The 11,463-nt window shown below is 71.5% G+C and carries 14 protein-coding genes; 6 read left to right on the forward strand and 8 right to left on the reverse strand.

The window, feature by feature from the left end; translation table 11 throughout:
* Positions 1–19: 19 nt before the first annotated feature.
* From OG736_RS38370 to OG736_RS38380, 3 genes are all read right to left on the reverse strand, one after another.
* Positions 20–1,219, reverse strand: a complete 1,200-nt coding sequence (locus OG736_RS38370) for a sensor histidine kinase (protein WP_327186529.1) — start codon at positions 1,217–1,219, stop codon at positions 20–22.
* Positions 1,220–1,355: 136 nt separating this feature from the next.
* Complete coding sequence (locus tag OG736_RS38375; protein WP_327186530.1) at positions 1,356–2,105, reverse strand: DUF4232 domain-containing protein; 750 nt, start codon at positions 2,103–2,105, stop codon at positions 1,356–1,358.
* Between the two features lie 221 nt (positions 2,106–2,326).
* Positions 2,327–2,923: an NADPH-dependent FMN reductase gene (locus OG736_RS38380; RefSeq protein ID WP_327186531.1), complete on the reverse strand. Its 597-nt coding sequence runs from the start codon at positions 2,921–2,923 to the stop codon at positions 2,327–2,329.
* A 112-nt stretch (positions 2,924–3,035) separates the two neighbouring features.
* On the opposite strand from OG736_RS38380, the gene OG736_RS38385 reads away from it, so the two are divergent.
* Positions 3,036–3,872, forward strand: a complete 837-nt coding sequence (locus OG736_RS38385; protein ID WP_327186532.1) for a helix-turn-helix domain-containing protein — start codon at positions 3,036–3,038, stop codon at positions 3,870–3,872.
* A 46-nt stretch (positions 3,873–3,918) separates the two neighbouring features.
* On the opposite strand, the gene OG736_RS38390 is transcribed toward OG736_RS38385, so the two are convergent.
* The 4 genes from OG736_RS38390 to OG736_RS38405 all read right to left on the reverse strand — a co-directional run bounded on the left by OG736_RS38390 (position 3,919) and on the right by OG736_RS38405 (position 6,850).
* Positions 3,919–4,563 (reverse strand): dihydrofolate reductase family protein, encoded by a 645-nt coding sequence (locus OG736_RS38390; RefSeq protein ID WP_327186533.1) that lies wholly within the window; start codon positions 4,561–4,563, stop codon positions 3,919–3,921.
* Positions 4,564–4,828: 265 nt separating this feature from the next.
* The gene (locus tag OG736_RS38395; RefSeq protein ID WP_327186534.1) at positions 4,829–5,794 is read right to left on the reverse strand and encodes a pirin family protein; all 966 of its coding nucleotides are present in this window, start codon (positions 5,792–5,794) and stop codon (positions 4,829–4,831) included.
* Between the two features lie 80 nt (positions 5,795–5,874).
* The gene (locus tag OG736_RS38400; RefSeq protein WP_327186535.1) at positions 5,875–6,363 is read right to left on the reverse strand and encodes a hypothetical protein; all 489 of its coding nucleotides are present in this window, start codon (positions 6,361–6,363) and stop codon (positions 5,875–5,877) included.
* Between the two features lies 1 nt (position 6,364).
* On the reverse strand, positions 6,365–6,850 hold the full coding sequence (locus OG736_RS38405) for an ATP-binding protein (protein WP_327186536.1): 486 nt from the start codon (positions 6,848–6,850) through the stop codon (positions 6,365–6,367).
* A 130-nt stretch (positions 6,851–6,980) separates the two neighbouring features.
* On the opposite strand from OG736_RS38405, the gene OG736_RS38410 reads away from it, so the two are divergent.
* On the forward strand, positions 6,981–7,211 hold the full coding sequence (locus OG736_RS38410) for a DUF397 domain-containing protein (RefSeq protein ID WP_327186537.1): 231 nt from the start codon (positions 6,981–6,983) through the stop codon (positions 7,209–7,211).
* Between the two features lie 134 nt (positions 7,212–7,345).
* Positions 7,346–8,269: a helix-turn-helix domain-containing protein gene (locus OG736_RS38415; RefSeq protein WP_327186538.1), complete on the forward strand. Its 924-nt coding sequence runs from the start codon at positions 7,346–7,348 to the stop codon at positions 8,267–8,269.
* Between the two features lie 11 nt (positions 8,270–8,280).
* On the opposite strand, the gene OG736_RS38420 is transcribed toward OG736_RS38415, so the two are convergent.
* Positions 8,281–9,099 carry an SAM-dependent methyltransferase gene (locus OG736_RS38420; protein WP_327186539.1) on the reverse strand — a complete coding sequence of 273 codons (819 nt, stop codon included), beginning with the start codon at positions 9,097–9,099 and terminating at the stop codon, positions 8,281–8,283.
* A 172-nt stretch (positions 9,100–9,271) separates the two neighbouring features.
* Between OG736_RS38420 and OG736_RS38425 the strand changes: the two genes are divergently transcribed.
* The 3 genes from OG736_RS38425 to OG736_RS38435 all read left to right on the forward strand — a co-directional run bounded on the left by OG736_RS38425 (position 9,272) and on the right by OG736_RS38435 (position 11,455).
* Complete coding sequence (locus OG736_RS38425; protein WP_327186540.1) at positions 9,272–9,982, forward strand: helix-turn-helix transcriptional regulator; 711 nt, start codon at positions 9,272–9,274, stop codon at positions 9,980–9,982.
* The gene (locus tag OG736_RS38430; protein WP_327186541.1) at positions 9,979–10,953 is read left to right on the forward strand and encodes a threo-3-hydroxy-L-aspartate ammonia-lyase; all 975 of its coding nucleotides are present in this window, start codon (positions 9,979–9,981) and stop codon (positions 10,951–10,953) included. The genes OG736_RS38425 and OG736_RS38430 overlap by 4 nt, the downstream gene beginning before the upstream one ends.
* A 142-nt stretch (positions 10,954–11,095) precedes the next feature.
* On the forward strand, positions 11,096–11,455 hold the full coding sequence (locus OG736_RS38435; RefSeq protein ID WP_054241124.1) for a cupin domain-containing protein: 360 nt from the start codon (positions 11,096–11,098) through the stop codon (positions 11,453–11,455).
* Positions 11,456–11,463 lie beyond the last annotated feature (8 nt).

The raw sequence follows: 11,463 nt of genomic DNA on the forward strand, positions 1-11,463 counted from the left end.
CTCCTCGGAGATGCTCACGTCACGGATCGGCCGCCGTCGCGGTCTGCCCCAGGGGAAGACCGAGTCGTACCTGGAATCCACCCTCCGGGCGCGTACCGGCTGTCAGCGAACCGTGCCAAATCTTGGCCCGTTCCCGCATCCCGATCAAGCCGTGTCCGGACCCGGCGGTGGATGTGGCCGAAAGCGGTCCGCCCCGGTCGAGAACAGTGACCTGCAGTTCGTCGTCCAGGTATCGGACGGTCACTTCGGCCGTGGCCGACCCGGAGTGCTTCACGACGTTGGTGAGGGCCTCCTGGACGACGCGGTAGGCGCACAGTTCGACTCCCGGGTGCAGGGGCCTGCGCTCGCCCGCGAACCGGACCTCGACGTGCAGGCCGACCGCCTCCAGCCGCTCGGCGAGCGCGGGAATGCGGTCGACGCCGGCCAGCAGGTCGTCGGGGACCGGGTCGGCCGGATTCTCCGGACCGCAAGCGTCGCCGAGATCGTAGGTGCGCAGTACGACCAGCAGGCGGCGAAGCTCCTCCAGCGACTCCCGTCCGGCCGCGGCGGCGGTACCGAGCGCCTTGCGGGCGGAGGGCGGATCGGTGAAGAACACGTACTCGGCCAGCCCGGCCTGAAGCGTGACGATCGTCATGTGCTGCGAGATCGTGTCGTGCAGCTCGCGCGCGATGCGGAAGCGCTCGTCGAGGACGGCCCGGCGGGCCTCCCGGCGCTGCTGCTGATCGAGCAGGTAGGTCAGTCGCCGCAACTCGGCGTTGCGTTCGGCGAGACGGCGCTGGGTGAGCCCGACGGTGCAGGCGACGGCCGGCACGATCAGGGCCTGCACGGCCACGACGGGCCAGGGCAGCCGGCCGCACACCCCGCTGAGGGCGATGACCGCCGCGAGCAGCGCGACACCGCCCCCGATGCGGCCGCGTCCTTCCCGGGCGGCGACGGAGATGAACGCGACCGCCGGAACCCAGAAGTTGAGAGAGGGTTGGTAGCCGAGCAGCAGATATCCGGCGAAGCCGGCCGCCGTGACCACGAGCACGCCGAACGGCCGGTTCTCCCGCAGTGCGAGTGCCAGGGCGATCAGCAGGGTGAGCAGATGCGCCCACAGGTCGAACGGCCGCCAGGGCGCCGGATGGTAGAAGGCGCCGGCCAGGCAGCCCGCGAGGGCGAAACCGACGGCGAGGGCGACGTTGGCCGGGCGCGGCCGCAAGGCCTCCGTCGCGGGCATCCGGACATGGTAGACGACGGTTCTCAACTGATCCGCCTCCTACAGGAGTTGCAGATGACCGCCGGCCCTGCCGGAGGACGTCCCCGGCAGGGCGGGCGAGGGTCGGTGACAGGAGGCCGGTCCCGGTCGAGGTCGGTCAGGAGGACATGATGAAGTCCAGGGCGAAGCCGGAAGCGGTCGTCCAGTAGGTGACGCGTGCACCGTCGTCGAAGGCCACCGTGCGGGGCAGGTCGACGCCGATCGGCTTGCTCCCGTCGCTGCCGAGCTCGCGGCCGTGGAGGAGAAGGGTGATCGTGTTCGTCTCGTACTGGTCCATGGGGACACCGGAGGCGAGCAGCGCCGCGTACGCCTCGTCACCCGGAGCGAGCGTGACGGGCCCCGCCTTCGGGTCGCTGTCCTCGTACACGTCGATCGGATACCGGGCCTCGGCGTACTCACCGAGAAAGAGGTGCGGGTAGTGGAAGACGCTGCACTTCTTGTCGCCTGCGTTGGTGACGGTGATGAGCAGATGCTTGGGGACCTCGCCCTTCCCGTCCTCGAGCGTGGTGCCGAACGAGAGGTCCGTCGCGGCGCAGGCGGGGGCGGCACCGCTGCCGCTCCCGCCACCGGTGGCGCCCCCCGCGCCGCCGCCACCGGTGGCACCCGCGCCGCCGCTCGGTGTGGCCGAACCCGTCGAGCCGGGCGTGGCCGAACCTGTCGCACCCGGCTGGGCCGGGCTGGTCGCGCTCGGCCGGTCCGAGGCGGTGGAGCCCGCGCCGTCGGCCTCACCCGGCTCGCACGCGGTGGACGTGAGCATCGCGCCGATCGCCGCGGCACCCAGGGCACAGGACCTCCAGCCCTTGGGGCTCCTGGGCGTCTTGCGGTTCTTGCGGACAGCAGCATTCATGGTGTTCCCCCGTGGCCGGCCGCGCCGGCCGCTCTCGACTCCGGTCCGCCCGAACGTCGTCCCGGTGATGCCGAGGCTAGGAGGACGAGGGTGCCGACGGCGTCCGGCGGAGAGCCAGTACCTCCGTCAACTTCTGGCGTCGAGCGGCATCCCGACGTGGACCGGGGGCCGACGACGGGGTCAACCTCCGGTGGACTCGTCCGTCGGGGCGTCGCCGGTCGTCATGCGGGGTAGGGGGTGGTCTCGCGCGCCGTGCGCAACGCGCCTGCCCACCAAGCAAGTTGGTCGAACAGGGTCTTGGCGTACCCGGAGACCTGGGGGTCGAGCGGGCGGCCGTCCTGCCACGCGGTGTAGTAGTTCGGGAAGGCCAGGCCGTCGCGGACGGTCACCGCGTGCAGCTCGGTCAGCACGTTCTCCAGGTGCAGCACCGCGTGCCGGCCGCCTGCCGCGCCGCCGTAGCTGACGAAGGCGACGGGCTTGGCCGTCCACTGGGTGAAGTGCCAGTCGATGGCCGCCTTCAGCGAGGCGGGGTAACTGTGGTTGTACTCCGGCGTGACCACGATGAACGCGTCGGCGCTCTCCAGCGCCGCCGTCAGCCTCGTCATCCCGGCCGGCCGGGGGTAGTCGTCGCCGGCGTACTTCGGTGAAGCCGCGGGCAGGGCGAGCGGGATGTCGATCTCGGCCAGATCGACGACATCCACGTCGAAACCGGCGTGCAGGCGCGCCTGTTCGGCGATCCACGAGGTCACGACCGGGCCGAACCGTCCCTCCCGGACGCTCCCGACGATGATCACCAGCTTGTGCTTGTCGTTGTCCATGCCCATCACGATCAGGCCGCACCGTGGCCGCAGCCAGACCGTGCTCAGGCTGGCCCCCGCAGGGCCACGCTGAGCCCTGCGCGGTCAGCGGGCAGCGGCCTATCCTCGTCGCATGGGCACGCCGTTGGGAGATTTCGTCCGGGCCAAGCGCGACAGCATCCAGCCGCAGTCGTTGGGGCTTCCCGATCGGGGCCGCCGCAGGTCACCGGGGCTGCGGCGGCTGGATCTCGCCGCACGAGCCGGCATCAGCGTCGAATACCTGACCCGCATCGAGCAGGGCCGTGACCGACGTCCCTCGCTGGCGGTGATCCACGCACTCGCCGACGCGCTCAGCCTCGACGCCTCGGAGCGGGACCACCTGCGCTATCTGGCGAAGATCACCGGCGGTGAATGCTCCGCGCACACCCGGCCCGCACCACCGCGCCGCAACGTGCGACCGGCGGTCCTCGAAACGCTCCGCCTCCTCGAACCGGGCATCGCCGTGGTCACCAACCGGCTGGGCGACATCCTCGCCCACACCGGCGCATACGAGTCGGTGACCGGCGCGGCCGGGCTGCTCGACGCCGACGCTCCGAATCTCACCCGCTATGTCTTCACCGACGCACGCGCCCGCACGTTCTTCGCCGACTGGGACGACATCGCCGACGAGCAGGCGTTCGACCTGTGGCTCGGACCGTCCGCCGAGAACTCGGAGTGGCTCACCGCGCAACTCGCGACCCTCGCCGGACCCGACTTCACCCGCCGCCGGAACCGCCACGTGGTGCCACGCCGTGGCATCCTCCGGCTCAACCACCCCTCCGGATGCGAACTCCGGCTGAGCCGCGAGACGCTCGAACTCTCCTCGGACGCCCAGCAACTCGTCGTCTTCCTTCCCGCGGACGACGCGACGGTGCAAGCCGTCGAACAACTCCGCCAACGGCCCCACGGCCGGCTCCGGGCCATCTCGTAACGGACTCCGCCCTCGCCGCCCGGGCCCGCCCGGTCGCGGGACGCGTTCAGTCGCCGCGACCGACACCCCGATCGGGTGCGGTCATGTCCCCCGTCCCGGGTGTGCCTTCGGCGAGCCCGTAGCGCAGGTACACGGTCCCCTTCGGGCCGGCTGCCGGGGGTTCGAGGAGGGTCACGTTCGTGGGCACCGCGCCGCCGTCGAACACCTTCTTCCCGACGCCGAGCACGATCGGGTGCACCCAGAGGTCGAGACGGTCGAAGAGCTGCTCGCGCAGGAGGGTCTGCACCAGGTTCAGGCTCCCGACGACCTTCACGTGCTCGTGCCTGTCCCGGATCTCGCGCACCGCTCCGGCCAGATCCGGCCCGAGCCGCGTCGACCCGGCCCACGAGAGGTCGGGCCTGCCGCGGGAGGCCACGTACTTCGGGACACTGTTGAAGAGCGTGGCGATCTCGTTGTCCTCGCCGCCCTCCTGGTGCGGCCAGTAGGCGGCGAAGATGTCATACGTCCGCCGGCCGAGCAGGAGGGCGTCCGTCCCCTCGTACGCGGCCATGACCTGCGCCCCGGCGACCTCGTCCAGCAGGGGCGCCTGCCAGCCGCCGAACGGGAACCCCGTCGGGTCCTCCTCGGGGCCGCCGGGCGACTGCCCGACGAGGTCGAGGGTTGCGAACAGCTCGATGTGGATGAGGCCCATGTCCTGCTCCCGGTGGGATTGACTCGGTGGGGAGGTAGACCTGCGGGCGCCGGCGGACTCATCGCTGCGACGACACCCGGATCCGTACGCGTCTCGGCACTCCTGACTCACGATAGATCACCGGCCGCGTGCCCACCGGGTGACCGCCCTTCGGCCGGCGTCACCGCATGTCACCGGCGCGATCCACGGCTGCGGCCGGCCGGCGGAGCGGGGGCGGGGTGTGTCCGCGACGGTTGCTCCGGCCCGGCGGTCCGGTCTTCCCGGGTCAGCGGACCCTTCCGCGCGGCTTCAGCGGTGTCGGCGGCAGTTCCGGGGCGCGCAGGGGAGCCCCGTCGTAGCCCTTCACCTCGCCGAAGCGGGTGCCCGTCGTCCAGTCCTCGCGGGCCTGGGCGATCTCTTCCTGGGAGCGGCCGACGAAGTTCCACCACATGACGAGCTCCTCCTCGAACGGTTCGCCGCCGAGGAGCATCAGGCCCGCGTCGGACTCGGCCCGCAGGGACAGTTCGGTGCGGCCGCAGCCGAGGTAGAGCATCGAGCCCGGCAGCACGGGAACCCCGTCCACGTGCGCCTCGCCGGACATCGACAGCACGCCGTACTCGAAGTCGGGGTCCAGCGGCAGCCGGACGTCGGCACCCCGTGCGAGTGCCAGGTCGGCGCCGACGAGCGGGGTGTACGTGGTGCCGGGGGAGGCGGCGCCGTCGAGGGCGCCGAGGAGCACGGTGGCGCTGAGGCCGGGCGCGGTGACCGTGGGCAGGTCGGCGTGGTGCTCGAAGCGGGGGTCGGTGTGCCGGTGGGCGTCCGGCAGCGCGACCCACAGCTGGGCGCCGTGCAGGTAGCGGGCGTGCGACCGCGGGCTCTCCTCGGAGTGGCTGATCGCCCGCCCCGAGGTCATCAGCCCGAGTTCCCTGGGCCGGATGGTCTGGAGGCTGCCGGTCGAGTCGCGGTGCAGCACCTCGCCCTCGTGCAGCCAGCTGACGGTCTGCAGCCCCATGTGCGGATGCGGCGGGACCTGCATGCCGGGCTCGTCGGCGATGTCGTCGGGGCCGTAGTGGTCGACGAACGCCCAGGCGCCGATCATGCGCCGGCCGAGGTTCGGCAGCAGCCGGCGCACCTCGGTCGACCCGCCGAGCTTCACCTGCCGGGGGCTCAGCAGTTCGCGGACGGGTTCGGCTACGACGAATCCACGGCCGCCGCACAGACTCGGTACGGGCGCGCGGTCAAGGTTGCTCATGCGGTCAACCTAGCGGTCGGGTGCGGCGGTGTGCAGAACGGGCGGCGCAGGCCGGGGCGTGGCCCCCGGCGGCGGCGGGTTCAGTCGGCCAGGGTCGCGGCGAGTTCCGTGGTGGCCCGCACGAGGTCGGTGTCCCGCTCGGCGAGCAGTTGACGCAGGACGTCGCGCTGGGCGTGCACGGCGTGCCGGGCCGCGCGTTCCCATGCCACGTAGTTGTCGGGGTGGTGCAGCAGTTTGGGGTAGGCGGCGGCGGTGGTCTCCCACTGCCGGGTGTCGGCGATGCTCTTCAGCAGGCGCAGGATCTCCGCGCGGCAGGTGACCTGGGGGAGCCGGACGAGTTCCCAGAGGAAGGGCACCGTGGCCGCCGTCGCCTCGTCGACGACGAAGCCGAACTGGCAGATTCGGCGGCGCAGTTGGCCGAGTGCCGTGCCGGCGCTGTCGGCGTCGCCGCGGGCGAGTGTGGTGAGCAGGAAGGGGATGCCCGCCGCGGAGCCGGTGGAGTCCTTGATCTCGGGCCACGGCACGTGTCCCAGGTCCTTGAGCGGTGCGGGTCTCTTCGTCGCAGTCATGTCAGGTGTCACGTGTCGGGTAGGGGTCGGGACGGGACCGGGTCGGCAGCATCGCCCAGACGGTCTTGCCCACGGGAGGGCGCCGGGTCCAGCCCCAGTGTTCGGAGAGGGCCTCGACGATGTGCAGTCCGCGGCCGTGTTCCAGGAGGGCGTCCGCGGTGCGCGAGTGGACGGGCAGGCTGTCGCTCGGATCGGTGACCGCGCACACCAGGTGCGCGCGGCGCAGGGTGAGCCGGAGCCGTACGTGGAACTCGTCCGTCGAGGTGTGCGGGAGCGCGTGCAGGACGGCGTTGGCGGCCAGTTCCGTGACGACGGTGACCGCGTCGTCGGTGCAGCGCTCCAGGGACCAGCAGTCGAGGGTGCGCTGGGTGAACTCCCGTGCCTGGGCGAATCCCTCCCGGCTGCCCGTGAGGTACAGGGCGGCCGTTCTGGGGGATTCGCGGACGGAGACGGACTCGTGGCTCCGGAACTGCGCAGGTGATGACACGGGGCATCTCCCTGAGGCGGCGTCAGGACGTCGGGTTGGAAGTGCGGTTGACGGCATGGCTATTATCCACGCTGACGAGGTCCTCGTGCAATTTCACGAGAAATTGCGCGTACGAAGCGAGGAGAGTGCAGTGTCGTCAGTGTCGAACGGAGTGCGGGCGAGTTCGCTGGGCGTCCGCTGGATCAAGAGCAGTCACAGCAACGCCGAGGGCAACTGTGTGGAGGTCGCGGCCTTGGTCGGGGGAGGCGTCGCGCTGCGCAACTCCCGTGATCCCGACGGTCCGGCGCTGGTGTACACACCGGCCGAGGTGGCCGCGTTCGTGGCCGGGGCGAAGGACGGGGAGTTCGACCACCTGGTCTGACGCCTGGGCCGCCATCTGGCCCGGCACCTGGTCCGAGGGGGCTGTGTGGAGGCTCAATTCCCCTGCCGCGTGCGGTCGGAGGCCTTCGGATGCGATACTGCGGTCTGTCGTCTGCCGGTCCACGGGGAGTCAGGATGTCTGTCGAGTCGCCTCGAGTGTCCCGCCTCGAACCGTATCTGAACCGGGCCGAGCCCGCCCCGACCTTGCTGAAAATGCTGGTCGGCGTCCAGCTGGCAGGTATCCGGGAGGACGCCGGCCTCTCCCAGGACCAGGCCGCGCGGGCCGTCGGGTTCAGTCCGGCGAAGCTGTCGCGGATCGAGGCGGGCAAGGGCCGCAGACCGCCCGTCGAGGCGGACGTCCGCGCCCTGCTGTCGCTGTACGAGACCGACGACCACGAGGCCTCCGTGCTGCTCCGGTTGCTGCGGCAGGCGGGCGAGCCGGGCTGGTGGCAGCGCTACGACAAGCGGCTCATGCCCGAGTGGTTCGACCGGCTGGTCGGCCTCCAGGAGGCGGCCACCGCGATCCGTACCTTCGAGATCCAGTACGTGCCGGGCCTGTTGCAGACCCCCGCCTACGCACGTGCCGTCGTCGAGCGCGGGCTGCCTTCGGCGACCTCCCGGGAGGTCGAGCGCCGGGTGGAGCTGCGGACGCGGCGCACCGAACTGCTGCGGCGACCGGACGCCCCGCGGGTGTGGGCGGTCCTCGACGAGTCGGTGCTGCTGCGGGTGCTGGGCGGCCAGGACGTGATGCGCGAGCAGCTCACCCACCTCGTGGAGCTGGCCGGGCTGCCCCATGTCACGGTCCAGGTCGTCCCGTTGGATGTCACGCATGCCTCCGCGCCGGCCATACCGGTCACCTATCTGCGTTTCGGCGGCGTCGATCTCCCCGACGTCGTCTACCTGGAGCAGATCAGGAGCGCGACCTTCCTGGAGGACCGGGACGAGACGGAGGAGTACCGGGTCGCGCTGGACCGGCTCGCGGACGAGGCGCTCGATCCGCGTGCCTCGATGGCACTGCTGAAGGAGACGGCGGAGCGGCGCTATGCCGCCGCTCCATGAGGTGAGGCGGCTCAGCCCAGGCGGCCCACTCCGCCGAACTCGATCCACTCCTGCGTGAGTTGGCGGGGCGCGACCTCGGTGTCGGGCCGCCAGGTGGAGACCTCCACCAGTCCCGGGTCGAGGATCTCCGTGCCCTCGAAGAACGCGGCGACGTCCTTCTCCTGACGCACCCGGCCCCAGTGGCCCTGCGTGGCCTTGTCCATGAAGTCGGTGACGAACGCCCTGACCTCCGGATCCTCGCTGACCAGCTGGCACATCACCAGGAAGCTGCCGGGCGCGAGGCGTTCGGTCACCCGGCGGACGACCGCCTGCGGACCGTCGGTGTCGCTGTCGGGGATGCAGTGGAAGACCGAGTTGAACAGCACGGCCGCCGGCTGCGAGAAGTCGATCAGCCGCCGGGTGTCCTCGTGCGTGAAGATCGCCTCGGTCTCCCGCAGGTCGGCGTGGATGACGGTGGTCCGCTCGTCCTGCTCCAGCAGGGCCCGGCCGTGCACGAGCACCATGGGGTCGTTGTCGACGTAGACGACGTGCGCGGTCGGGTCGACGCGCTGGGCGACCTGGTGCACGTTGTCCTGGGTGGGCAGGCCGGAGCCGTGGTCCAGGAACTGCCGGATCCCGAACTCCTGCGTCAGGGTCTTCACGACCCGCTGGAGGAAGCGCCGGTTGTTCAGCGCGAGAGCACGGGTGCTCGGGACGACCTTGTCGAGTTCCTCGCAGGCCGCCCGGTCGGCCGCGTAGTTGTCCTTGCCGCCCAGGTAGTGGTCGTACATGCGTGCGGCTGTGGGGACGGCCGCATCGATCGACGTGGACAGCTGCTTGCCAGGCTGCATCTCTTCCCCCAGAACGCCGCCGCACCACGGACTGGCGCGGTCGACAACACATCCTAGGGAAACGGTAATTGGCGAACCACCCCCTTGATCGGCGGTTCCCCTGAAGGTGTCGACGCGCCCGGCCGTTCTGGACTGCTGGTCCAGAGACTGGACGTGTGGTCTAATCTCTCTCATGGAGACCCGGGAGTCCGAGCAGGACGTGATCCTGCGTGCGCTCACCCCCGTCGTCGACGGGATCGCGGCCACGTTCGGGCCGGTGTGCGAGGTGGTGCTGCACGACTACCGGCGGCCGGAGCGGTCCGTCGTCGCCGTCGCCGGATCGGTGACGGGACGGACCGTCGGCGGGGCGATGAGCGAGATCGGCATGCGCGTCCTCGCCCGCGGCGACGACGCCGTGGACGAGCTGAACTACGTCACCCGCACCGGTGCCGGACGGCTGGTGAAGTCGTCCACGATGGTGCTGCGCGACTCCACGGGCGCGGTGTTCGGCGCGCTGTGCGTCAACGTGGACGTCACCGAGGTGGACCGGGTGCAGGGCCTGCTGGCGGCGCTCGCGGGGGCGGCGGGCGGCCGGGCCGAGGTGCCCGTGACCACGTTCGGCGACGACATCGACTCCGTCGTCGACGCCCTCCTCGACGACCGTCTGCGGCGCCAGGAGCAGACCTGGGCCGGTCTCGACCGGGCGCGGCGCCTGACGCTGTTCCGCAGCCTGGACGAACGCGGAGTCTTCGCCGTGCGCCGCGCGATCGAGCAGGTCGCCGCCCGCCTCGGCATCTCCCGGGCCTCCGCCTACAGCTACCTCGCCCGGGCCAGAGCCACGGACGAGACCGGAGCCGACGGCACCGCAGGCACCGACGACAACCCCGAGGGAGCACACCCGTGACGACCACACCCCCGACGATCACCCTCGACGACGTACGCGACGCGGCCGCCCGGCTCAAGGGCGTCGCGCACCGTACGCCCGTACTGCGCTCCAGCACCCTGGACGCGCTGGTCGGCGCCGAAGTCCTGCTGAAGTGCGAGAACTTCCAGCGCGTCGGCGCGTTCAAGTTCCGCGGCGCCTACAACGCGGCCTCCCGGCTGGCCCCCGAGCAGCTCGCCCGGGGCATCGCCGCGTACTCCTCGGGCAACCACGCCCAGGCCGTCGCCCTGGCCGCGCGGGAGCTCGGCACCACCGCGGTGATCGTCATGCCCGAGGACGCGCCCCGCTCCAAGCGGGCCGCGACGGAGGGTTACGGCGCCGAGATCGTGACCTACGACCGCTACACCGGCGACCGGGTGGCCATCGCCGAGGCGCTGGCCGCCGACCGGGGGCTGGCGCTCATCCCGCCCTACGAACACCCGCACGTCATGGCGGGCCAGGGCACCGCCGCGCTGGAACTCCTCGAGGAGGCGGGCGAGCTGGACGCCCTGCTGGTGCCGGTCGGGGGTGGCGGACTGATCGCCGGCAGCGCGACCGCGGTCAAGGGGCTGCGGCCGGGCACCCGGATCGTCGGTGTGGAACCGGAGGCCGGGGACGACACCAAACGCTCGCTGGAGGCGGGCCGACGGGTCGAGATCCCGGTGCCGCGCACCATCGCCGACGGCCAGGCCCTGCACACACCGGGGGAGCTGACCTTCTCGGTGAACCGGCGGCTCGTGGACGAGATCGCCCTGGTCTCCGACGACGAGATCCGCGCGGCCATGCGGTTCGCCTTCGAACGCCTGAAGATCGTCGTGGAGCCGAGCGGCGCCACTCCGCTCGCCGCCCTCCTCGCCGGGCGGGCCGGCGTCCTGCCCCGGCGCGTCGGAGTGATCGTCTCCGGCGGCAACATCGACACCGGCCGCTTCGCCGAGCTGTGCGGCTGCGTCTGAGGGGCCGATACCACCGATTGGCGGCTCCCGCGCTACGGGCGGAGGATGGAGGGGTGGGGCTCGGCCCCCGACCGGCGACGCCCAGAGCCGCTGGGGAGACCGGCCCCGGCCGTGGTGAGGCGCGGCCGGAAGGAGAAGCGTCATGATGGAAGTGAAGGCGCTCGAGAAGCCGGACGAGCGGCGCGATTTCCCCAGGGGGCACCTCGAGGCCGTCCATATGACGGGGCTCGACTTCGCCGTGGCGACGTTCGAACCGGGATGGCGCTGGTCCGAGTCGCTCGCGTCGCTGGCGGGCACCGACACCTGCCAGATCCACCACAACGGTTACGTGGTCCAGGGCCGCATGCACATCACCATGGACGAGGGCGGCGAGGGCGAACTGGGCCCGGGCGATGTCTTCGTGGTGTCGCCCGGCCATGACGCGTGGGTCGTGGGCGACGAACAGTGCGTGGTGTACGACTTTGCCGGGGCGATGGCCAAGGACTACGCGAAGGCGCAGTAGGACGGGGC

This window comes from Streptomyces sp. NBC_01334 (genome assembly GCF_035983595.1).
GTDB classification, from domain to species: Bacteria; Actinomycetota; Actinomycetes; order Streptomycetales; family Streptomycetaceae; genus Streptomyces; species Streptomyces coriariae.

Coding starts and splice junctions, on each gene's coding strand:
- OG736_RS38370 (WP_327186529.1), bottom strand. CDS start 1,219: ATGCCCGCGACGGAGGCCTTGCGGCCGCGCCCGGCCAACGTCGCCCTC.
- OG736_RS38375 (WP_327186530.1), bottom strand. CDS start 2,105: ATGAATGCTGCTGTCCGCAAGAACCGCAAGACGCCCAGGAGCCCCAAG.
- OG736_RS38380 (WP_327186531.1), bottom strand. CDS start 2,923: ATGGACAACGACAAGCACAAGCTGGTGATCATCGTCGGGAGCGTCCGG.
- OG736_RS38385 (WP_327186532.1), top strand. CDS start 3,036: ATGGGCACGCCGTTGGGAGATTTCGTCCGGGCCAAGCGCGACAGCATC.
- OG736_RS38390 (WP_327186533.1), bottom strand. CDS start 4,563: ATGGGCCTCATCCACATCGAGCTGTTCGCAACCCTCGACCTCGTCGGG.
- OG736_RS38395 (WP_327186534.1), bottom strand. CDS start 5,794: ATGAGCAACCTTGACCGCGCGCCCGTACCGAGTCTGTGCGGCGGCCGT.
- OG736_RS38400 (WP_327186535.1), bottom strand. CDS start 6,363: ATGACTGCGACGAAGAGACCCGCACCGCTCAAGGACCTGGGACACGTG.
- OG736_RS38415 (WP_327186538.1), top strand. CDS start 7,346: ATGTCTGTCGAGTCGCCTCGAGTGTCCCGCCTCGAACCGTATCTGAAC.
- OG736_RS38420 (WP_327186539.1), bottom strand. CDS start 9,099: ATGCAGCCTGGCAAGCAGCTGTCCACGTCGATCGATGCGGCCGTCCCC.
- OG736_RS38425 (WP_327186540.1), top strand. CDS start 9,272: ATGGAGACCCGGGAGTCCGAGCAGGACGTGATCCTGCGTGCGCTCACC.
- OG736_RS38435 (WP_054241124.1), top strand. CDS start 11,096: ATGATGGAAGTGAAGGCGCTCGAGAAGCCGGACGAGCGGCGCGATTTC.